This window comes from Phenylobacterium sp., assembly GCF_004299445.1.
In the GTDB taxonomy this organism is placed as follows: Bacteria; Pseudomonadota; Alphaproteobacteria; order Caulobacterales; family Caulobacteraceae; genus Phenylobacterium.
In genome coordinates, this window is sequence record NZ_SCTC01000037.1 from 207182 (window position 1) to 227569 (window position 20388).

At 68.6% G+C, this 20388-nt stretch carries 21 protein-coding genes; 16 read left to right on the forward strand and 5 right to left on the reverse strand.

What is annotated here, in order from left to right:
- Positions 1 to 8: 8 nt before the first annotated feature.
- Together EPN98_RS09890 and EPN98_RS09895 are read right to left on the reverse strand one after the other, a co-directional pair.
- Complete coding sequence (locus EPN98_RS09890) at positions 9 to 1391, reverse strand: bifunctional diguanylate cyclase/phosphodiesterase (protein ID WP_293362524.1); 1383 nt, start codon at positions 1389 to 1391, stop codon at positions 9 to 11.
- Positions 1392 to 1592: 201 nt separating this feature from the next.
- Positions 1593 to 2849 carry a dicarboxylate/amino acid:cation symporter gene (locus EPN98_RS09895; protein ID WP_293362525.1) on the reverse strand — a complete coding sequence of 419 codons (1257 nt, stop codon included), beginning with the start codon at positions 2847 to 2849 and terminating at the stop codon, positions 1593 to 1595.
- 98 nt (positions 2850 to 2947) lie between these two features.
- Between EPN98_RS09895 and EPN98_RS09900 the strand changes: the two genes are divergently transcribed.
- The 10 genes from EPN98_RS09900 (at position 2948) to EPN98_RS09945 (ending at position 12558) form a co-directional block, all read left to right on the forward strand.
- Entirely contained in the window at positions 2948 to 4396 is a 1449-nt protein-coding gene (locus tag EPN98_RS09900) for an AMP nucleosidase (RefSeq protein ID WP_293362526.1), read from the forward strand.
- Positions 4393 to 4611, forward strand: coding sequence for a hypothetical protein (locus EPN98_RS09905; protein ID WP_293362527.1), 219 nt, complete (start codon positions 4393 to 4395; stop codon positions 4609 to 4611). The genes EPN98_RS09900 and EPN98_RS09905 overlap by 4 nt, the downstream gene beginning before the upstream one ends.
- A 352-nt stretch (positions 4612 to 4963) precedes the next feature.
- Positions 4964 to 5737: a tyrosine-protein phosphatase gene (locus tag EPN98_RS09910; RefSeq protein ID WP_293362629.1), complete on the forward strand. Its 774-nt coding sequence runs from the start codon at positions 4964 to 4966 to the stop codon at positions 5735 to 5737.
- Positions 5738 to 6529, forward strand: a complete 792-nt coding sequence (locus EPN98_RS09915; RefSeq protein WP_293362528.1) for a tyrosine-protein phosphatase — start codon at positions 5738 to 5740, stop codon at positions 6527 to 6529. It begins immediately after the preceding gene.
- A 45-nt stretch (positions 6530 to 6574) separates the two neighbouring features.
- Positions 6575 to 7744, forward strand: a complete 1170-nt coding sequence (locus EPN98_RS09920; RefSeq protein ID WP_293362529.1) for an alanine--glyoxylate aminotransferase family protein — start codon at positions 6575 to 6577, stop codon at positions 7742 to 7744.
- A gap of 100 nt (positions 7745 to 7844) precedes the next feature.
- Complete coding sequence (locus tag EPN98_RS09925) at positions 7845 to 9281, forward strand: MFS transporter (RefSeq protein ID WP_293362530.1); 1437 nt, start codon at positions 7845 to 7847, stop codon at positions 9279 to 9281.
- Between the two features lie 206 nt (positions 9282 to 9487).
- Positions 9488 to 9667 carry a Flp family type IVb pilin gene (locus EPN98_RS09930; RefSeq protein WP_293362531.1) on the forward strand — a complete coding sequence of 60 codons (180 nt, stop codon included), beginning with the start codon at positions 9488 to 9490 and terminating at the stop codon, positions 9665 to 9667.
- A gap of 126 nt (positions 9668 to 9793) precedes the next feature.
- On the forward strand, positions 9794 to 10309 hold the full coding sequence (locus tag EPN98_RS09935) for a prepilin peptidase (RefSeq protein WP_293362532.1): 516 nt from the start codon (positions 9794 to 9796) through the stop codon (positions 10307 to 10309).
- A 39-nt stretch (positions 10310 to 10348) separates the two neighbouring features.
- Positions 10349 to 11728, forward strand: a complete 1380-nt coding sequence (locus tag EPN98_RS09940; protein ID WP_293362630.1) for a M17 family metallopeptidase — start codon at positions 10349 to 10351, stop codon at positions 11726 to 11728.
- Positions 11725 to 12558, forward strand: a complete 834-nt coding sequence (locus EPN98_RS09945) for an NlpC/P60 family protein (RefSeq protein ID WP_293362533.1) — start codon at positions 11725 to 11727, stop codon at positions 12556 to 12558. The genes EPN98_RS09940 and EPN98_RS09945 overlap by 4 nt, the downstream gene beginning before the upstream one ends.
- Positions 12559 to 12777: 219 nt before the next feature.
- On the opposite strand, the gene EPN98_RS09950 is transcribed toward EPN98_RS09945, so the two are convergent.
- A complete protein-coding gene (locus EPN98_RS09950) occupies positions 12778 to 13527 on the reverse strand; it encodes a cytochrome c family protein (protein WP_293362534.1) in 750 nt (249 codons plus the stop codon).
- A gap of 124 nt (positions 13528 to 13651) precedes the next feature.
- Between EPN98_RS09950 and EPN98_RS09955 the strand changes: the two genes are divergently transcribed.
- The 3 genes from EPN98_RS09955 (at position 13652) to EPN98_RS09965 (ending at position 16177) form a co-directional block, all read left to right on the forward strand.
- On the forward strand, positions 13652 to 14374 hold the full coding sequence (locus EPN98_RS09955; RefSeq protein ID WP_293362535.1) for a 3-deoxy-manno-octulosonate cytidylyltransferase: 723 nt from the start codon (positions 13652 to 13654) through the stop codon (positions 14372 to 14374).
- Complete coding sequence (locus EPN98_RS09960; protein WP_293362536.1) at positions 14371 to 15213, forward strand: prephenate dehydratase; 843 nt, start codon at positions 14371 to 14373, stop codon at positions 15211 to 15213. The genes EPN98_RS09955 and EPN98_RS09960 overlap by 4 nt, the downstream gene beginning before the upstream one ends.
- A gap of 301 nt (positions 15214 to 15514) precedes the next feature.
- Entirely contained in the window at positions 15515 to 16177 is a 663-nt protein-coding gene (locus tag EPN98_RS09965) for a PEPxxWA-CTERM sorting domain-containing protein (protein ID WP_293362537.1), read from the forward strand.
- A gap of 98 nt (positions 16178 to 16275) precedes the next feature.
- Here EPN98_RS09965 and nudC read toward each other — a convergent pair whose 3' ends face one another.
- Positions 16276 to 17202: an NAD(+) diphosphatase gene (nudC, locus tag EPN98_RS09970; RefSeq protein ID WP_293362538.1), complete on the reverse strand. Its 927-nt coding sequence runs from the start codon at positions 17200 to 17202 to the stop codon at positions 16276 to 16278.
- A 42-nt stretch (positions 17203 to 17244) separates the two neighbouring features.
- Positions 17245 to 17394, reverse strand: a complete 150-nt coding sequence (locus EPN98_RS09975) for a hypothetical protein (RefSeq protein ID WP_293362539.1) — start codon at positions 17392 to 17394, stop codon at positions 17245 to 17247.
- A 66-nt stretch (positions 17395 to 17460) separates the two neighbouring features.
- On the opposite strand from EPN98_RS09975, the gene EPN98_RS09980 reads away from it, so the two are divergent.
- The 3 genes from EPN98_RS09980 (at position 17461) to EPN98_RS09990 (ending at position 20312) form a co-directional block, all read left to right on the forward strand.
- On the forward strand, positions 17461 to 18225 hold the full coding sequence (locus EPN98_RS09980; RefSeq protein WP_293362540.1) for an SDR family oxidoreductase: 765 nt from the start codon (positions 17461 to 17463) through the stop codon (positions 18223 to 18225).
- A gap of 63 nt (positions 18226 to 18288) precedes the next feature.
- Complete coding sequence (yghU, locus tag EPN98_RS09985) at positions 18289 to 19176, forward strand: glutathione-dependent disulfide-bond oxidoreductase (RefSeq protein WP_293362541.1); 888 nt, start codon at positions 18289 to 18291, stop codon at positions 19174 to 19176.
- A gap of 95 nt (positions 19177 to 19271) precedes the next feature.
- Entirely contained in the window at positions 19272 to 20312 is a 1041-nt protein-coding gene (locus EPN98_RS09990; protein WP_293362542.1) for a hypothetical protein, read from the forward strand.
- Positions 20313 to 20388: the final 76 nt, after the last annotated feature.

Consider the following 20388-nt stretch of genomic DNA (forward strand, 5'->3'; position numbering starts at 1 on the left):
GGTGGCGGCTAGCTCGCCACCGCCAGCGGCAGGGCGGGGCCGTTGGCTTCGCGGAGCATGGCTTCCATGGCGTCGGCCGGCATCGGCCTGGCGAAGAAATAGCCCTGCATGCGCTCGCAGCCGGCCGAGCGCAGGAACAGCGCCTGGCTCTCGTGCTCGACGCCCTCGGCCACGATGCGGACGCCCAGCGAGCGGGCGGCGTGCAGCATGGCGGCCACCAGCTTGGAGACGCGCGCGTCGCGGCCGACGTCGTCGATCAGCGAGCGGTCCAGCTTCACCGTCTGGATCGGCAGGTGCATCAGGGCGCGCAGGTTGGAATAGCCGGTGCCGAAGTCGTCCAGCGCCACGTTCACGCCGCGCGCGGCCAGCCGCTCGATGTGACGCCGCGCCAGCGCCAGGTCCTGCAGCAGGAAGGTCTCGGTGATCTCGACCGTCAGGGCCGTGGCCGGCAGCGCGGTCTTGCCCAGGCGGCCGATCAGCTTGCGCGAGAAGCCGGGGTCCAACAGGTCGCGCGGCGAGACATTGACCGACACCACCTCGATCAGCCCGTCGGCCACCCACGGCGCCGTGGTGGCGCAGGCGGCCTCGAAGACGGCCTCGTCGATGGTGCGGATCAAGCCCAGCTCCTCGGCCATGGGCACGAAGGCGCCCGGCGCCAGCAGGCCCTTCTGCGGATGGCGCCAACGGGCCAGAACCTCGACCCCCACCATGCGGGCGGTCATGGCGTCGACGATGGGCTGGAACCAGGGCTCGATCTCGCCGGCCGGGATGGCGCGGCGCAGCTCGGCCTCGAGCGTGCGGCGCGCCTCGGAGGCGGCGCGCAGGTCGGAATCGAAGCAGTGCCACCGCCGACCCCCGCCGGATTTCGCGCGATAGAGCGCCATGTCGGCGAAGCGCTGCAGGTCGACGGCGTCGCTGGCGTCGCGGGGGAAGACGGCGACGCCCACCGAGCCGCCCGAGGCGACCGTGCGGCCATAGATGACATGCTGCTGGCCCAGCGTCTGGAGCAGCCGTTCGGCGCGGGCGGCGACATCGGTCGTGCTGGAGATGACGGCGAACTCGTCGCCGCCGAGGCGGGCCACCAGTTCGCCGGGGAGGGCGTCCTCGCTCAGGCGGTGGCCCAGCTCGGCCAGCAGCATGTCGCCGGCGTGGTGGCCCAGGCTGTCGTTCAGGCTCTTGAAGCGGTCGAGGTCAATCACGAACAGGGCCACCTGGCCGCCGGCCGCCCGGGCCTCGTCCAGGCGCTCGCATAGACCGGAGGTGAAGGCGCCGCGATTGACCAGCCCGGTCAGCGAATCCGTCTGCGCAAGCCGAAGCGTCAGCTCTCGCTCGGCCTCCAGCTCGGCCACGCGGGCGGCCAGCTCGGAAAGTCTTTCGGACAGTTGCGCCACGGATGCTCTGGAACGGCTTCTCTCTCGCTGCCGACCATCCGTGAACGGGGCTAATTCCGCGTTGAGGGATAGGGTTACCGGCCGTTAGGACGCGGGGCGCGCGCGCCGGTCGGCGCACGGTGATTTCCGACGCGCCGGCCGTCTCCGCTCAAAATGAGTAGCCCTGGAGACTCCTCTCCGCTTCGCGGGGCGAGAGGAGGTCTATGCGCGCGCCGGGGTCGGCTCCTCAGCAGGGACATCGATCTGCTTTTCCCACTTGGCGACCACGGCCGAGGCGATCGAGTTGCCGACGACGTTGGTGGCCGAGCGGCCCATGTCGAGCAGGTGGTCGACAGCCAGGATGAGGGCGATGCCCGCCTCGGGGAGGTCGAAGTAGGTGAGCGTGGCCGCGATCACCACCAGCGAGGCCCGCGGCACGCCGGCCATGCCCTTGGACGTCACCATCAGCAGGCCCAGCATCGTGAACTGCTGCGCTACCGTCATCTCGATCCCGTAGACCTGGGCGATGAACAGCGTCGCGAAGGTGCAGTACATCATCGAGCCGTCGAGATTGAACGAGTAGCCCAGCGGCAGGACAAAGCTGGCCACCTTGCGGCTCACGCCCCACTTCTGCAGCTCTTCCAGGGTGCGCGGGTAGGCGGCCTCGGACGAGGCGGTGGAGAAGGCCAGCAGGGTCGGCGCACGGATCTGGGCGACCAGCTTCAGGATCCGGGGCCCCACGATGACGACGCCGGCCAGGATCAGCAGGCCCCACAGGATGCCCAGCGACAGGTAGAAGCCGCCGACGAACTTGGCGTAGGTGAACAGCACCTCGATGCCCTTGGTGGCGATGGAGGCGGCGAGGGCGGCGAAGATCGCGAACGGCGCGGTCTTCATGACGTAGCCGGTCACCTTCAGCATGATCTGGGCGCCCTGCTCGACGACAGCCAGCACCTGGGGCGCCTTATCGTCGATGGCCGAGACCGCCGTGCCGACGAACACCGAGAACACCACGATCTGCAGGATCTCGTTGCGGGCCATGGCGTCGAAGATCGACGCGGGGACCAGGTGGGTGACGAACTCGCGGAGCGTGAACTTGCCCACGTCGACGCCGGCCGCCGCCGCGCCGTCGGTCGGCAGCGCCAGGTTGAGCCCCGAGCCCGGCTGCAGGATGTGGACCATGACCAGGCCCAGCGTGAGCGAAACGACCGAGGCCACGATGAACCAGCCGATGGTCTTGACCCCGATGCGGCCCACCTCGGAGGCGTCGCCCATGTGGGCGATGCCGGCCACCAGGGTGGTGAACACCAGCGGTGCGATGATCATCTTGATCAGCCGCAGGAAGATGTCGGTGATGATCTGGAGGTTGCCCGCCCACGCCGCAGCCTCGGCGGCCGGCAGGGCAGTGTTGAGGACCCAGCCCACGAGGACACCGAGGACCATGGCGCCCACGATGAAGGCGGTGAAGAGACGATTCATGCTCGGTCCTGAGGAATTGAGGGGTCTTTGTCGCCGGGAAGCGGCGCTTCGTCCAGCGTGGCGAGTCGCAACCGTCACGGAGCGGCGCTATAAGCCGCGTGATGAAGAAGCAAGACGCAGCCGGCATCGTTGATCGGCTGGAGACTGAGTACCGCCATAGCGTCGACTCTCTCCGAACCTCCCTGAAGTCCTTTCTCGCGGGCGGTCCGCCTCCCGACGACGCGCTGCGGCGCGGCGGGGCCTTCGTCTATCCCGAACTGCGCCTGACCTGGCCGCCCGGCTTGCCGTATCCGCGGACCAGCCGCGCCTATGCGCGGATTCCGGCGCCTGGCCGATATGCGATCACCGTGACGCGGCCCGACCTGTACCGCGACTACCTGATCGAGCAGCTGACGCTGCTGCAGGAAGGGTTCGACGTCACGCTCGAGGTCGGGCGGTCGAACCAGGAGATCCCGTTCCCCTACGTGCTGGATCCGGCCGACATGGCGATGGCCGACGTCAGCTCGGTGGAGATCGCCCGGCATTTCCCGACGACCGAGCTGGCCTACATCGGCGACGAGATCGTCGACGGCGCCTGGATCGGACTTGAGGACGAACCGCGGCCCCTGGCCCTGTTCGACGGCCTGCGAACCGATTTCTCGCTGGCCCGACTGACCCACTACACGGGGGCGCCCGCCGACCACACCCAGCAGTTCATCCTGTTCACGAACTATCACCGCTATGTGGACGAGTTCGTGGCCTGGGCCTGCAAGCAGCTGCAGTCTGGCGGCCCCTACACGGCGCTGTCGGCGGCGGGGCACGTCTACGTCACCCCCGATACGCCCAATCCGGAGGCCGCGGTGGCGGCCGGCACGTGGCGCAAGCACCAGATGCCGGCCTATCACCTGATGGCGCCCGGTCGAGCCGGGATCACGCTGGTGAACATCGGTGTGGGTCCGTCGAACGCCAAGACGGTGTGCGACCACCTGGCGGTGCTGCGGCCCCAGGCGTGGCTGATGATCGGCCACTGCGGCGGCCTGCGCGGCAGCCAGAAGATCGGCGACTATGTGCTCGCGCACGCCTACCTGCGCGACGACCACGTGCTGGACCGCGTGCTGCCGCCCGAGATCCCGATCCCGCCGCTGGCCGAAATCCAGCTGGCCCTGAACGCGGCGGCCGAGCAGGTAACCGGCGAGACGGGCGATGTGCTGAAGCAGCGGCTGCGGACCGGCACGGTGGTCTCCACCGACGACCGCAACTGGGAACTCAAGTATTCGTCCAGCGCGCTGCGGTTCAATCAGAGCCGGGCGGTGGCGATCGACATGGAAAGCGCCACCATCGCGGCCCAGGGCTACCGGTTCCGGGTGCCCTATGGGACGCTGCTCTGCATCTCGGACAAGCCGCTGCACGGCGAGATCAAGCTGCCGGGCCAGGCCAACGCCTTCTACGACCGCGCCATCGGCCAGCACTTGCAGATCGGCCTGGCGGCCATCGACCTGCTCCGCAAGGAAGGCAGCCGCCTGCACTCGCGCAAACTCCGCAGCTTCGACGAGCCGCCGTTCCGGTGACGCGCTACCGGTTCCTCGTTCACCTGCGCCATCCGACCTACCGGCTGGTGGTGCGCGAGGACCGGCCGTTCCCCGCGGGCGCGGCCGAGGCCGACTGGCGCGAAAGCCGGGTGCGGGACGAGACCGACGTCAATGACCAGGTCGGCGAGGACGTGGCGCGCGACGGCTACAGCCTGTTCCGTATCGGACTGAAGCTCGGCGATTTGCCCGACTGATCTCCTTACCGCCTGCACTGTCGCGCGCAGTGTGACGTATGAGTGGACGCGCCGGACTTGTCAGATCAGCGCGCGCCGCAGGCGCTGTCGTTTTTGACCACGAACCACACGAACCACACGAACATGCACAGGGTTCGCACGGCCTCAACAGCATCAAACTCTGTTCGTGTGGTTCGTGTGGTTCGTGGTCAATCTTATCGGCGCTGACGCGGCATCGCGGCTGCCAGGTTCGCGCGACCCCTCATCCGAGCCGCTTCGCGGCCCACCTACTCCCGCAGGGGGAGAAGGGCGCGTCTTGACCTTCCCCTACGGCTGTCTCGAAAAATCCGTGGAAGACCGGTATGACGCCGGCATGACCCGCCGCATCCCCTTCGAGGCCATCGACAACTTCCGCGACTTCGGAGATTACGCCGCCGGCCAGCGGCGGCTGAAGCGGGGGCTGCTGTATCGCTCGGCCAGCCAGTCGCGCGCCACCGACGCCGATCTGGAGAAGCTGGCCGGCCTGGGACTGTCGGTGATCGTCGACCTGCGGCGTGCGAATGAACGCGAGCGCGAGCCGTCGCGCCGCTGGGCCGGCTTTGGCGCCCAGGTGATCGAGAACGACATCGGCCAGGAGAGCGCCGACGAGTGGGCGACGTTCATCCAGACGTCCGACCTGACCGCGGCCTCGTTCCGCAACTACATGCTCGAGTACTATCGCCACCTGCCGCACCAGAGGCGGCACATCGACCTCTACCGCCGCTACTTCCGGGCGCTGGTCGAGCACGAGGGGCCGGTCCTGGTGCACTGCGCGGCGGGCAAGGATCGCACCGGGATCATCTGCGCGCTGACCCACCACGTGGCGGGCGTGCACGACGACGACATCCGCGAGGACTACCTGCTGACCAACGATCCCGAGCGGCTGGAGCGCCGGCTGCCCCAGATGCGTGACGTGGTGCGCGAACAGACGGGCCGCACGGCGTCCGACGAGGCCCTGATGGTGGCCATGAGGGTCGAGGCCGAATACCTGGACATGGCCTTCAAGGTGATGTGCGACGAGCACGGTTCGCTCGATGGCTATCTCGACGACGTGCTGGGCCTGGACGCCGACCTGCGCGGCCGGCTGCACGACCGCCTGTTGGCCTAGATGACCTCGCCGGCGACCTCGCGTCTGGTTGCGCTGGAGGGCGTCGGCAGTTTCCGGGACTTCGGCGGCTATGAGGCCCGGGGCGGGCGGCTGAGGCTGGGCCGGCTCTTCCGATCCGCGCACCTGGCGCACGCCAGCGATGCCGACCTCGAGGTTCTGGCGGGCTGCGGGATCCGCGCCGTGGTGGACCTCCGCCGGGCCGTCGAGCGCGCGGTCGAGCCCTGCCGCCGCTGGAACGGCTTCGGAGCCGAGGTGATCGAGAACGATATCGAGGAAGCGTTTCTGCATCCCAGCCCGACCCCGAACCAGGGCTTCCCCATGCACCTGGACGTCGAGGCGCATCGGGCCCGCTCACGAGGCTTCTACGCGCGCGCGGCGTATGAAGCGCGGCACATCGATCTCTTCCGGCGTTACTTCCAGGCCCTCGTCGCCCCCGACGACGGCCCGGTGCTGATCCACTGCGCGTCGGGCAAGGACCGCACCGGCCTCCTGGCAGCGCTGACCCACTGGGCCGTCGGCGTGCGTGAGGACGACCTGATGGGCGACTTCCTGGCCACCAATGCGCTGCTGGGTCCGCGCCTGCCCGGGCTACGGAAGCTGGCCAGCTCGGCGGCCGGTCGCGAGGTGGGCGACGACGAACTCCTGGCGCGGGTGTCAGTGGGCCCGGACTATCTGGAGGCGGCCTTCGGTTCGATGATTGAGCGCAACGGCTCGGTGGACGGCTACCTGCGCGATGTCCTGGGCCTGGACGCGGGACGGAAGACGGCGCTGATCGATCGTCTCGTCGCCTGATCGAAGGTTGCGCCGACAGGCTCACATTCTCTAGAGATCGCCGCCATGCAAAGCTTCCAACCACCGCGCCGGATCCTGATGGGTCCGGGTCCCTCCGATGTCAGTCCGCGTGTGCTGGCCGCTCTGGCGCGTCCGACGATCGGGCACCTGGATCCCGAGTTCCAGACGTTCATGGAGGACACCAAGGCGGCGCTGTCGCGACTGTTCAACGCCCCCGACCATGCGTGCATTCCGCTGCCCGCGCCCGGCACCGCCGGTATGGAGGCGGCGATGATGAACCTGCTGGAGCCCGGCGATCGCTGCGTGGTGGCGGTCAACGGGGCGTTCGGCGGGCGTATGGCCGACATGGCCGGCCGCGCGGGCGCAACCGTGGTGACGGTGGATCACGACTGGGGCCAGCCGGTGGACCCGGCGCGGGTCGAGACCGCGCTGGCGGAGGCGCCGACCAAGGTGCTGGCGTTCGTGCATGCCGAGACCTCGACCGGCGCGCGCAGCGATGCGGCGGCGCTGTGCGGCCTGGCCCGCAAGCACGGCGCGCTGTCGGTGGTGGACTGCGTGACCTCGCTGGGCGGCGTCGCGGTGGACGTGGCCGCGTGGGACGCCGACTTCGTCTACTCCGGCACCCAGAAGTGCCTGTCGGCGCCGCCCGGACTGTCGCCGGTGGCGATCTCCAAGCGGGCGCAGGCGGCGATCACCGGCCGCAAGGAAAAGGTCCGGAACTGGCTCCTCGATTTCAACCTGATCATGGCCTACTGGGGCGGCGACGGCGGGCGGACCTATCACCACACGGCGCCGATCAACGCCCTCTATGGCCTCCACGAGTCGCTGGTGGCGATCTTCGAGGAGGGCGTGCAGGCGGCCTCGGTGCGTCACGCGCGCATGCACGAGGCCCTGGCCGCCGGGATCGAGGCGGCGGGGCTCAGGTTCCTGGTCGACGCGAAGTGGCGGCTGCCGCAGCTGAACACGGTGATCGTGCCCGATGGCGTCGACGAGGCGGCGGTTCGCGCCCACGTGCTGAAGCGTTGGGACCTCGAACTCGGCGCCGGCCTGGGGCCGCTGAAGGGCAAGGTCTGGCGTATCGGCCTTATGGGCGCATCGGCCACCCCCTGGCACGTCCGTCTGTGCCTGACCGCGCTGTGCGAGGCGCTGGCGGCGCAGGGCGTGAAGGCCGATGTCGAACAGGCGCTCGCGGCCGCCGACGCGAAGCTGGGCTAGCACCCGCGGGCATCCGACGCTAGCTAACCGTCGACAACCTACCCTAGGCCGCTACGGTGGTTGCGAAGCCGTCGACAGAGCGGCCGGGGGAGAGACGCCAGTGACCGACGCCGCCGAGGAAGTCCGCGCGCCTGCGACGGATGGGAAGCTGAACAGGGGCGCGCTGTCGTGGGCGGTCTTCGAGGGGGGCCGCGACCCCTTCGTCATCCTGATCACGATCTACATCTTCATGCCCTACGTGGCCGGTTCGATGATCGGCGACCCGGTGAAGGGCCAGGAGATCATCTCCCAGTGGCAGCAGTGGTCCGGCTGGGCCGTGATGGCGACGGCGCCGTTCATCGGCGCCTCGATCGACAAGCTGGGCGGACGCAAGGGCGGGTTGGCGCTGATCGTCGGTCTGATGATCCCGCTGACGGCGGCGCTGTGGTGGGCCAAGCCCGACGGGACCGGCCTGTCGGTGGCCACCACGATGCTGTTCGCGATGACCGTGCAGGTGCTCTTCGCCTATAACGAGATCCTGCATAACTCGCTGCTGATCCGGGCGGCGGGGATGCATGCGGCGCACAAGGCCTCAGGCCTGGCGCTCTCGCTGGGCAACCTGTTCTCGGTGCTGGCGCTGATGTTCACCGCCTGGGCGTTCGCGCTGCCCGGGACGGTGGACTGGGGCTGGGTGCCCAAGACGCCGCTGTTCGGCCTGGATCCCGCGACCCATGAACCCGAGCGGGTGGTCGCATGGCTGGCGGCCGGCCTTCTGCTGTTCGGGTCGATCCCGCTGTTCATCTGGACCCCCGACGCGCCGCGCACCGGCACGCCGATCACCCGCGCCTTTGCGCAGGGGGCGGCCGAGCTCTGGCGGATGCTGCGGACGGTCAGCCATCACCGCGACGCGGCGGTCTATGTCGGCGCGCGGATGTTCTTCGTGGACGGGATGAACGGTGTGCTGGTCTACGCCGGCGTCTTCGCCGTGGGGGTGATGAAGTGGGGCGCGCTCGAGATGCTGGCGTATGGCATCCTGCTCTCGATGTTCGCGGTGCTGGGCGGGTTTGTGGGCCGCTGGCTGGACGCCGCGGTGGGCCCGAAGAACGCGGTCGCCATCGAGATCGCGATGTCGATGGTGGGGCTGACGGCGTTTCTGGGGATGTCGCCCGACACCATCCTCTTTTTCTGGCCCTACGACGCGTCCGCCTATCCTCCCCTTTGGGACGGGCCGGTGTTCCAGACTTGGCCCGACGTGGTCTTCGTGCTGGTGGGCTTCTCGAATGCGATCTTCATCACAGCGCAATACGCCTCGAGCCGAACCTTGCTGACCCGCCTGACGCCGCCCGACCAGACGGGGGCGTTCTTCGGGGTCTATGCGCTGTCGGGAGTGGCCACCGCCTGGCTGGCGCCCACCCTGGTCAACCTGGGCACCCGGGTTTCGGGCACCCAGCAGGGCGGCTTCGCGACCTTGCTGGTGTTGCTGGGCGTGGGACTTCTGGGATTGGCGTGGGTCCGGGGCGGTGGCAAGACCTGGATCCTGGCGCGTACAGAGTCCTAGAATTTTGCAGCGAAGTCAAAGTTTTCGAAGTTATGGTTTCCGAGCGTTAATTATGAATTTCGAATAATGATGTAGATATTTTAGGCATCTGAATTCATGCCAACTTAAACGCGCCTCGCGACATTGGTCATGTTCTTAGGGGCGAGCAGGCAATCGAGCTTGAAGCCCCCTCATAGTCTGCTCGCAGAAACCAAGGAGATGACCCCATGTCGAAGTTCGTGACCCGCTTCCTGAAGGACGAATCCGGCGCCACCGCCATCGAGTATGGCCTGATCGCCGCCCTGATCGCCGTCGTGCTGGTGGCCTCGCTGCAAGGCGTCGGCACCGCGCTGGAAGGCGCCTTCGACAAGATCAAGACGGACGTGACCGCCGCGACCGCTTCGTAAGGCGACGCCAGTCAGAGACGACCCGAGGGGCCCCGGCGGAAACGCCGGGGCCCTTTCGGATTCAAGCGTTGCTGCAACGCTCCGTTCATGGGTGGGGGCGAAAATGCCGCCCCAAGAGGTTCGCCCATGCTGTCTTTCGTGGTCCCAGCGCTCGTCGCCGCCTTCGCAGGCCTGCTGCTGACGGGCGCCATCAAGGACCTGGTCTCGTACACGATCCCCAACTGGATCTCGCTGACCATCATCGGCCTGTTCCCGGTGACGGCGTTGGCCGCGGGACTGCCGCTCTCGACGATCGGTCTGCACGTGGGCATCGGTGTCGCCGTGCTGGCGGCCGGCATGGCGATGTTCGCCCTGCGCTGGATCGGCGGGGGCGACGCTAAGATGTTCGCCGCCGCCGCCCTGTGGATGGGCTGGCCCGCGGTGATGGATTTCGTCCTCTGGACGGCCCTGACCGGCGGAATGCTGGCCATGGCGCTGATGTCGCTGCGCACCGCCGCCTTCCGCCCGATGGTGATGATTGGCCCGCGCTGGCTGGTGAAACTGTCCGAGCCCGGTGGGGCTGCCCCCTACGGCGTGGCCATCGCGGCCGGCGCCCTGGTCGCGCTGCCCCAGTCGGCGCTGATGCACGGCGTTGGACTCTAGCTTGCGGACTCACCAGATATCGCGACAGGCTCGTCCATGATGTCGGACGTAATCCTCGAAACCTGGGACGGGCCGGTCACGCCCGTGCACGCGCTGAGCGAGGCCGGCTGCGCGGCCGCGCTGGACGCTGACGCCTTCGCCGCCGCCCTGGCCAAGTCCGCCGAGTTCAAGGGGAAGGCCGGGCAGGTGCTGCTGGTCCCTGCCGCCGACGGGACGCCGGGGCGTGTCCTGATGGGTCTGGGCCCCAATCCGAACGATACGAGCCCCTTTCGGGGTCTGCCCGCAAAGCTCCCCCCGGGTGTCTATCGCATCGCCGAATCCCCCGAAGAGATCAGCGCCGACCAGATCGCTCTGGCCTTCGCGCTGGGGAGCTACCGGTTCGATCGCTACAAGCCCGCCAAGGGCGAGAGGCCCCGGCTGCTCGCCGAGGGCGCCGACGTGGCTGAGGCGCGCCAGATCGCGCACGCCTGCGCCCTGGCCCGCGACATGGTCAACACGCCGGCCAACGACATGGGCCCGCGGCAGATCGAGAGCATCGCCCGCGAGATCGCCGAGCAGCACGCCGCCCAGATCACGGTGATCGAGGGCGAAGGCCTGCTGGAAGCCAACTATCCGGCTGTCCACGCCGTCGGCCGGGCGGCCGATCCGCACCGGGCGCCGCGGTTCATCGAGATCAGTTGGGGCGCCAGCGACAAGCCGCTGGTGTGCCTCGTCGGCAAGGGCGTGGTGTTCGATACCGGCGGTCTCGATATCAAGCCGTCGGCCGGCATGCGCAACATGAAGAAGGACATGGGCGGCGCCGCCCACGCCCTGGCGTTGGGGCGGATGGTGATGGCCGCCAGGCTGCCGGTGAGACTGTCGGTCCTGCTGCCGGTGGTCGAGAACGCCATCTCGGGCGACGCCATGCGGCCGGGCGACATCCTGGCCTCGCGCAAGGGCCTGTCGATCGAGGTGGGCAACACCGACGCCGAGGGCCGCCTGATCCTGGCCGACGCCCTGACCCGCGCCTGCGAGCTGGAGCCGGCGCTGACCATCGACATGGCCACTCTGACCGGGGCTGCGCGCATCGCGCTGGGCCCGCAGCTTCCGCCCTATTTCACCGACGACGATGAGCTGGCCGGCCAGATCGAGGCCGCCGCCAGGTCCGAGAACGATCCGGTCTGGCGGCTGCCGCTCTGGAAACCCTATGCCGACGCGCTGGACAGCGACGTCGCCGAGATCAAGAACGACCCCGACGGCTGGGCGCAGGCCGGATCGGTGACCGCCGCGCTCTTCTTGCAGCGGTTCGCGCCCAAGGGCCCCTGGGTCCACCTCGATATCTTCGCCTGGAACCCCCGCGGGCGCCCCGGATTCCCGTCGGGCGGGGAAGCCCAGGCCATCCGCGGCCTCTACCGCATGATCCGCGAGCGTTTCGCATGAAGCACGATCCCCGCATCACCCCCTGGCGCGACGGCATCGCCGCCCGCAGCCTGGAAGGCGTGATCGAAGCCGAGGTCTATCTGGACCCCAAGGCCATGAGCTGCACGGCCGCCGCCACCGGCATCCGCTCGGCGCCAGACGCCAACGCCGAGCAGATGGACCAGCTGCTGTTCGGCGAGCGGTTCGAGGTGCTCGAGGAGGAGGGCGCGTGGCTGTTCGGCCAGGCGGCACGCGACGGCTACGTGGGTTTCGTCGAGGCCGCGGCGATGGGCCCGGCCGGCGCGCTGCCGACGCATCGCATCTCGGCGCTGCGCACCTACGCGTTCGCTGAGAACAGCATCAAGTCGCGCGCCTCGGGCCCGTATTCGATCAACAGCCTGGTGGCGGTGGACGTCGTCGAGGGCAAGCTGGCGAAGGTGGCCGGGGCCGGCTGGATGACGGCCGCGCACCTCGAGCCGATCGGCATGTTCGAGGACGACTGGGCGGCTGTGGCCGAGCGCTTCGTGGGCGCGCCCTATCTGTGGGGCGGCCGCGAGAGCCTGGGCCTGGACTGCTCAGGGCTCGTACAGCAGGCGTTGTTCGCCTGCGGCCATGCCTGCCCCCGCGACACCGACCAGCAGCAGGCGCTGGGCGCGCCGATCGAGGCGGACGCCTTCGGCCGCGGCGACCTGGTGTTCTGGAAGGGCCACGTGGCAATGGGTGTCGGGGACGGTCAGATCGTCCACGCCAACGGCTATCACATGGCCACCGTGGTCGAGCCTCTCGCTGAAGCCATCACCCGAATCGATGCGGCCGGTTCCGGCCAGCCGACGGCGTATCGACGGGTCTGACCGGGTAAGGGGCCTCCCGCTCTGCGCGTCGCAGGCGTTGTCTTACTGACCACGAACAACACGAACGACACGAATGAGGTCTGCCCCGCGCACCACTTCGGAGGGTCGCCCCACGTTCGTGTGGATCGTGGTTCAAAATCGGCGCTGGCGCGCCACCGCCCCAAAAACGAAAATGGCCGGGACTGAGCCCGGCCATTCCGAATTGCGATGCTCGCGAGACTACTTCTTCGCGGGCGCGGCCGGCGCCGGGGTCGGCGTAGCGGCGGGCTTGGCGCCCGGGGACGCCGGAGCCTGGCCGGCCGGGCCGCCGCCGGGAGCGGTCGGGTTGGCCGTGGAGCCGGTCGCGGTGGGCTCGCCCGCGGCGGCGGCCGGAGCCGCAGCGCCTTCGGCGGCCGGGGCCGCAGCGGCGCCGGGCTGACGCGACGGATCGGGCGCCGGCGTGGCCAGCGTGCCGCCCTTCGTCGCCAGGTAGGCGATCAGGTTGATGCGCTCGTCGGTCTTCTTGATGCCGACGAAGGTCATCTTGGTGCCCGCGATGTGCTTCTGCGGCGCCTTGATGAATTCGTTGAGCTGGTCGTAGGTCCACTGCGGGTTGGCCGCGGCGAACGTGGCCATGCCGGACGAGTACGAGAAGCCCGGATGGGCGCCCGGCTTGTGGCCCACGACGGCCCACAGGTTCGGGCCGGTGCCGTTGGCGCCGCCGTTCTCGATGTTGTGGCACGACTTGCACTTGGCGAAGGTGGCCTCGCCCGCGGCGACATCGGCGGCTGGCAGGACCGTCCCCCAGTCGGGCGGCAGCTCAGGCCCGGCGGCGGCGTCGCCACCCTCCAAAGCGACTTCCACGGCGTAGCCGGGCTTGGTCACCTTCTCAGGCGCGAATACGCCGGCCGACAGTTGTCCCAGGCCGACGATGGCCAGGCCCGTCGCCAGGACGGCGCCGGCGATCTTGTTGAACGTCAGGTCGCTCATAGTCCCCTAGTCACGCCTCTCATCGGCCACGGATCAATGCCCGCGGACGCGCGGGAATCCCGCCCCTTATTGCGTGCGGCTCTCTTACACGCTACCGGCGCTCGCGCAACCTCCAGACCGCCGCATGAACCCGATCGTCCTCATCCCCGCGCGCATGGCCGCGACTCGCCTGCCGGGGAAGCCCCTGGCGGACATCGCCGGCGTACCGATGATCGTCCGCGTTCTGCGCCAGGCTGAGGCGGCCGCCGTGGGCCCCGTGGCGGTGGCCGCAGGCGATCCTGAGATCGTCGCGGCCGTCGAAGCGGCTGGGGGCCGCGCCGTGCTGACCGACCCCGATCTGCCCTCGGGTTCGGACCGGATTCTTGCGGCGCTGGCGGTGCTGGACCCTGCGGGCGTCCACGATGCGATCATCAATCTGCAGGGCGACATGCCCTTCGTCGCGCCGTCGGTGCTGAGCGCCTGCGCAGGTCTGCTGGCAGAACGCGCCGAGTGCGACATCGCGACCGTCGTGGCGCCGGAATCCTCGCCCGCGGACCGGTCGAACCCCGACGTGGTGAAGGCGGTGCTGGCGGCGAATGGCCGCGCCCTCTACTTCACGCGCTCCACCCTCTACGGTGACCAGCCGGTCTGGCGGCATGTGGGCATCTACGGCTACCGCCGCGCAGCCCTTGCCGCGTTCAACGCCGCGCCGCCGTCGCCGCTGGAGACTCGCGAGAAGCTGGAGCAGCTTCGGGCCATGGAGCTGGGCCTCTCGATCTGGGCCGCCGTCGCCGACGACGCCCCCATCTCCGTCGACAACCCTTCTGATCTCGAACGGGCGCGCGCCCACGCAAGGACACTTTCATGAGCACGGGACGCATCGCCTTCCAGGGCGAGCTGGGCGCCAACAGCCATGAGGCCTGCATGGCGGCGTTTCCCGACATGGAGCCTGTGGGCCACGCCACCTTCGAGGAGGCGTTCGAGGCCGTGCGGTCCGGCGACTGCCAACTGGGCATGATCCCGGTGGAGAACTCGATCGCGGGCCGGGTGGCCGATGTGCACCACCTGCTGCCGTCGTCCGGCCTGAAGATCATCGGCGAGCGGTTCAAGCCGATTCACTTCCACCTGATGGCCAACCCCGGCGTGACGCTCGACCAGGTAAAGACGGCGGTTTCGATGCCGATCGCGCTGGGTCAGTGCCGCCGCACGCTGCGGTCGATGGGGCTGAAGACCGAGGCCGCGGGCGACACCGCCGGGGCCGCCAAGCACCTGGCTGAGAACCCCGACCCCACTCGCGGCGCGGTGTCCCCGGCGCTGGCCGCCCAGGTCTACGGCCTGAACATCCTGGCGCGCGACATCGAGGACGAGCACCACAACACCACCCGCTTCCTCGTGATGACGGCCGACAAGACTCCGCCTGCGCCGCCGTTCACCCAGCCTTGCGTGACAAGCTTCATATTCCGGGTGAAGAACCTGCCGGCCGCGCTCTACAAGGCCCTGGGCGGGTTCGCGACCAATGGCGTCAACATGACCAAGCTCGAGAGCTACATGGAGAACGGCGCCTTCACGGCCACGTTCTTCTACGCCGAGGTCGACGGCCGCCCCGAGGACCTGAATCTGGCTCGCGCCTTCGACGAACTGGGCTTCTTCTCCGAGCGCTTCGAGATTCTGGGCGTCTATCCGGCGGATCCGTTCCGCAGCCGGTAGCCCTCGCCCTCGCTGCCTGCGGCAGCTGGTCGCAGGGGCTTCATTGCCGACCCCGGAAACTTTCGAGCGCCACTGCTGGTTGATCCCCTGAACGACCTGGGGGTGAGGCGTAGGGGTCGTTCGGCGTCTCAGAACAGAGATCACCCCTTCCGTCGCGCCCTGTGCGCGGGGGAGCGCCCGCGTGCGGACGGCGCGCGAGCGTGAGTGAGCGTTGGAGATCGCACCCCACGGGGAGTCCGTCAGGGCGATGGGTGCACGCCTACCCCTGAGCACGAACGAAAACCCTTCTGGAGCTGCCACAATGAAACTCAGACTATCTGCAGCGGCCGCAGCGGCCGCAGCCTTCGTGATGGCCAATCCGGCTCAGGCTGCGCTGGTCACTCTGGACTTCGAATCTGATGCGCCCGGCGTGCTGGGCGAGGGCTTCGCGTCCGCCGACTATTCGGGCCTTCAGTTCTTCACCGACCTGGGCGCTGGCCTTGAACTGGGGAACTACGGCGTACAGAGCGACGGCCAAGGCCTTCTGGCGCGTAACGACAGCAACGGGAACTTCATCAAGGGCGTCTTCTCGGACGGCCCGCACTCATTCCTGTCGATGGACTTCGGCAACGACGACCCGTTCTTCACCAATCCGGGCGACCGCGCGGTGCTGACCGTCTTCCTGGGCGCGGCGATGGTGGGTCAGACCTTCGTCATCATGAACCGCAACGACGTGATGGATCAGACGATCGGCTTCAACTTCGGGTCGTTTGACAACTTCACCCTCGCCTTCACCAACGCCGCGGGGAGCGTCTTCACAGGCGGCGGGGCGGTGAACGTCGGGCTCATCGAAGTGATCGACAACATCACCTTCGACGTCCCCGACACGGTCGTGCCCGAGCCGGCCACCTGGGCGATGATGATCCTGGGCTTTGCTGGAACCGGCGCCTTGCTGCGCCGGCGTCGCGCGATCGCGCTGATCTAGCCGGGTCGACAAAGTCCCTTCATCGCTCGGAGTCCGCCACCCATCGGCGGTGAAGGGGCGGGGCAGCGCCGTCGTGTGCACCCGCGACGGCGCGCCCTTTATTCCTCGAACGCCCAGGCCTTGATCAGCTGGTGGGCGATGGCCATCGGCTGAGGGCAGAAGGTGTCGGGGATCTCGCCGCGCACCAGGGCGCGGGCCTCCTCGCGGCTGAACCAGCGCACTTCCGAGAGTTCGGTCTGGTCGGGCGTGGCGTCCTCGTCCTCCACCTCGGCGATCAGGCCGATCATCAGCGACGACGGGTAGGGCCACGGCTGGGTCGAGTGATAGCGGACGCGCACGGTCTTGAGCCCGGCTTCCTCGGCCAGCTCGCGGGCGCACGCCTCCTCGATGGACTCGCCAGGCTCCAGGAAGCCCGCCAGCGCCGAGAACATTCCCTTGGGCCAGATCTCCTGGCGGCCGACCATGCAGCGCTCGCCATGGACGGCCAGCATGATCACCACCGGGTCGGTGCGCGGGAAGTGCTCGACCTGGCAGGACGGACACTGGCGCTTCCAGCCCCCGTCCATCGTCTCGGATGGCTGGCCGCAGGCGGCGCAGTACTGGTGGCGGCGGCGCCATTCGAACATCGACTTGGCGGTGGCCAGGATCGCAGCGTCGGTGGCAGGCAGCTGCGCGGCGATGGTGCGGAGCTCCTTGAATTCGCCCAGACCCTGGACCGGGCCCTGCGCGGGATCGGCCGTGCCCTCGAGGTCGACGGCGAACACCGCCGTCTCCTGCCAGAGCCCCAGGAACAGCAGCCGCTCGCGGCCGCCGGCGAGTTCGTCGGCCATCCTGGCGGGCAGGTAGGCGATCTGCATGCCCCCGTCCTTGGTCTTCTCGACCAGCGGCTTGCCGTTCCACAGGGCGACGCCCAGGGATTCGGACGAGGCCAGCTGTCCGGCGAGCCATTCGGCGTCGGTGCGGCGATCGGACGCCCGATCGAGCGGGTTGCCGGCGAAGGTGTTCTGGAAGGACTGAAGCGGCATGGCCGCCTTTCTAATGGCGCCTGAGCCGTCTCGTCACGTGGTTCAGCGGTTGGACACGTGCTGTTCGGCCGCGACCCGCTGTTTGGCGGCCCCGCTGCGCGTCCAGGGGCCGCCGCCGCCCACGCGCACGGCCAGCCAGATCAGGTTGCGCCGCTGGACGTCGACGCCGCGGTTCGCCAGCGGCGCGTGCATGCTTTGGGGGTGTCCGTGCGGCGGCGGGCGGCTAAGGTGCTTCAAACGCTTGTTTGGAGGACGGGGATGGAACTGAAGGACCGGATCGTGGTGGTGACCGGCGCGGCCAGCGGGATCGGGCGCGCCCTGTGCGTCCGCTTCGCCAAGGAAGGCGCCAAGGCCATCATCTGCGCAGACCGCGACGAGCCGGGCGCCAGGGCGACCGCCGAGATGGTGGGCGGCCGCGCGTTCAGGACCGACGTCTCGAAGGAAGCCGACATCCGCGCGCTGATCGACACGGTGGAGGCCGAGGTCGGCCCCATCGACCTGTTCTGCTCCAACGCCGGCATCGGCGTCGGCGGCGGGGCCGAGACGCCCGATGCGGACTGGCAGCGGATCTGGGACATCAACGTCATGGCCCATGTCTGGGCGGCGCGCCATCTGGTGCCGCTGATGGCGGCGCGCGGCGGCGGCTACCTGATGAACACCGCCTCGGCGGCGGGCCTGCTCAGCCAGATCGGCTCGGCGCCCTACGCCGTGACCAAGCACGCGGCTGTGGGCCTGGCCGAATGGCTCGCGATCACCCACGGCGACCAGGGCATCAAGGTCAGCGTTCTGTGCCCCCAGGCGGTGAAGACGGCGATGACTGCGGGCAACCCGGACGGGGTGGCCTCGATCGACGGCATGATGGAGCCTGAGTTCCTGGCCGACGTGGTGGTCCAGTCGCTGGAAAAGGAAGAGTTCCTGATCCTGCCGCACCCCGAGGTGCTGACCTACATGCGCAACAAGACCAACGACTACGGCCGCTGGATCGGCGGGATGCGCAAGCTGAACCGCCGGTTCGCGGGCTAGGGTCTCGCCAAACGGCCGCACGACCCCCAAGTTGAAGACGACCAGAGGAAACGGAGCCTGACCATGGCCGACGACGCCGCGAAACCGCCGCCCAACCACCCGGCGGACTACACGCCTCCCAAGGTTTGGCAGTGGAACAAGGGCAGCGGCGGCCGCTTCGCCAACATCAATCGCCCGATCGCCGGGCCGACGCACGACAAGGTGCTGCCGGTGGGCGAACACCCGTTCCAGCTCTATTCGCTGGGCACGCCCAACGGCGTGAAGGTGACGGTGATGTTCGAGGAGCTGCTCGCACTCGGACACAAGGGCGCGGAGTATGACGCCTGGATGATCAACATCGGCCAGGGCGACCAGTTCGGCTCGGGCTTCGTGGAGATCAACCCGAACTCCAAGATCCCGGCGCTGCTGGACCGTTCGAACCCCGACAAGCCGTTCCGCGTGTTCGAGTCGGGCGCGATCCTGCTGCACCTGGCCGAGAAGTTCGGCGCATTCCTGCCCACCGAGCCGGCGGCGCGGGCCGAGGTGATGTCGTGGGTGATGTGGCTGATGGGCTCGGCGCCCTACCTGGGCGGCGGCTTCGGCCACTTCTACGCCTACGCGCCGTTCAAGATCGAGTACGCCATCGACCGCTTCGCCATGGAGGCCAAGCGCCAGCTCGACGTGCTGGACCGCCGCCTGGCCGAGGCCGAGTACCTGGGCGGGTCCGAGTACACCATCGCCGACATGATGGTCTGGCCCTGGTACGGCCTGTTGGCCAAGGGCGGGGCCTATGAGGCCGGCGAGTTCCTGGACACCCAGAGCTACAAGAACGTCCAGCGCTGGACCGACCTGATCGGCCGGCGCGAGGCGGTGAAGCGCGGCCGGGTGATCAACCGTGCGCTGCCGGAACGCCATTCGGCCGCCGACATCGACAAGTTCCTGGCCGAGCAGGACGCGGCGAAGGCGAAGTAGCTTTGGAGGGCCGCCTTGCGCCATCTCAAGGCGCTTGGCGGCCTCCACGTCAGGGTGGGTAGCGTTCGCAGACCGCGACGCGAAAGGAGCCGCCCATGGCCAAGCCACCCACCGGGTTCAAGACCCGCCTGGAGCCGCAGGACGAGTATCCGCACGACCCCGGCGACGCCGGAAATTACAATGAAAGCATGTACTTCAACGTCTTCGACCCCGGGAAGAAGACGGGCGGCTGGTTCCGCATCGGTAACCGGCCGAACGAGAACTACGCCGAGATCAGCGTCTGCATCTATCTGCCGGACGGACGGGTGGCGTTCATGTTCGGACGTCCCGCCATCAGCGGCAACACGGCGATGGACGCCGGCGGCCTCAAGGTCGACGTGGTCGAGCCCTTCAAGAGGCTGAAGGTCACCTATTCGGGCAAGGCGCTCCTGCTGGAACGGCCCTTCGAGATGGCCGATCCCAAGCAGGCGTTCCGCGACAACCCGACCCTGCCCTGCACGGTGGACCTGGACTACGAGGGCGTCTCGCCGATGTACGGCGGGGAGACCGTGAAGGAGGACGGCTCGCCGATCGAGATCGACCCCGAGAAGTCCTTCGCCAAGGCCCATTACGAGCAGCACTGCGCGGCGCGCGGCGTGATCACCGTGGGCGAGGAGCGGTTCGAGATCGACGGCCACGGCCTGCGCGACAAGTCGTGGGGCCCTCGTCACTGGCAGGCCATCGACTGGTACCGTTGGTGTCCGATGAACTTCGGTCGCGACTTCGGGATGATGCTGTCCGTCATCGGCGACGGGAAGGGCGGCGCGCGACAGGGCGGGATGGTGTTCCGCGACGGAGTCTACGACCTGATCTCGGAATGCGTGATCGACAGCGACTGGGACGAGCACGGCTATCAGACCGCGCTCAGGGCCAAGGTGAAGACCGAGGGCGGCAAGGCCTATGAGGTCACGGGGCAGGTGGTGTCGCTGATTCCGCTGCGCAATCGGCGCACGACGCCCGACGGCCAGACCCTGCAGACGCGCATCACCGAGGGGATGACCGAGTACCGCTGCGGCGACCTGGTGGGATATGGCCTCAGCGAATACCTGGACCAGATCGTCGACGGACAGCCGACGGGACGAACCGCGGGCTACTGACGATCGGCCGACGTTGATGCAGATCAACGCCCGTCAGCATCGCGAGCACCACGCTGGCGCGGTGGGTCGATGGAGC

Coding starts and splice junctions, on each gene's coding strand:
- EPN98_RS09895 (WP_293362525.1), bottom strand. CDS start 2,849: ATGAATCGTCTCTTCACCGCCTTCATCGTGGGCGCCATGGTCCTCGGT.
- EPN98_RS09910 (WP_293362629.1), top strand. CDS start 4,964: ATGACCCGCCGCATCCCCTTCGAGGCCATCGACAACTTCCGCGACTTC.
- EPN98_RS09915 (WP_293362528.1), top strand. CDS start 5,738: ATGACCTCGCCGGCGACCTCGCGTCTGGTTGCGCTGGAGGGCGTCGGC.
- EPN98_RS09920 (WP_293362529.1), top strand. CDS start 6,575: ATGCAAAGCTTCCAACCACCGCGCCGGATCCTGATGGGTCCGGGTCCC.
- EPN98_RS09930 (WP_293362531.1), top strand. CDS start 9,488: ATGTCGAAGTTCGTGACCCGCTTCCTGAAGGACGAATCCGGCGCCACC.
- EPN98_RS09935 (WP_293362532.1), top strand. CDS start 9,794: ATGCTGTCTTTCGTGGTCCCAGCGCTCGTCGCCGCCTTCGCAGGCCTG.
- EPN98_RS09940 (WP_293362630.1), top strand. CDS start 10,349: ATGTCGGACGTAATCCTCGAAACCTGGGACGGGCCGGTCACGCCCGTG.
- EPN98_RS09945 (WP_293362533.1), top strand. CDS start 11,725: ATGAAGCACGATCCCCGCATCACCCCCTGGCGCGACGGCATCGCCGCC.
- EPN98_RS09950 (WP_293362534.1), bottom strand. CDS start 13,527: ATGAGCGACCTGACGTTCAACAAGATCGCCGGCGCCGTCCTGGCGACG.
- EPN98_RS09955 (WP_293362535.1), top strand. CDS start 13,652: ATGAACCCGATCGTCCTCATCCCCGCGCGCATGGCCGCGACTCGCCTG.
- EPN98_RS09960 (WP_293362536.1), top strand. CDS start 14,371: ATGAGCACGGGACGCATCGCCTTCCAGGGCGAGCTGGGCGCCAACAGC.
- EPN98_RS09965 (WP_293362537.1), top strand. CDS start 15,515: ATGAAACTCAGACTATCTGCAGCGGCCGCAGCGGCCGCAGCCTTCGTG.
- nudC (WP_293362538.1), bottom strand. CDS start 17,202: ATGCCGCTTCAGTCCTTCCAGAACACCTTCGCCGGCAACCCGCTCGAT.
- EPN98_RS09975 (WP_293362539.1), bottom strand. CDS start 17,394: ATGCACGCGCCGCTGGCGAACCGCGGCGTCGACGTCCAGCGGCGCAAC.
- EPN98_RS09980 (WP_293362540.1), top strand. CDS start 17,461: ATGGAACTGAAGGACCGGATCGTGGTGGTGACCGGCGCGGCCAGCGGG.
- yghU (WP_293362541.1), top strand. CDS start 18,289: ATGGCCGACGACGCCGCGAAACCGCCGCCCAACCACCCGGCGGACTAC.
- EPN98_RS09990 (WP_293362542.1), top strand. CDS start 19,272: ATGGCCAAGCCACCCACCGGGTTCAAGACCCGCCTGGAGCCGCAGGAC.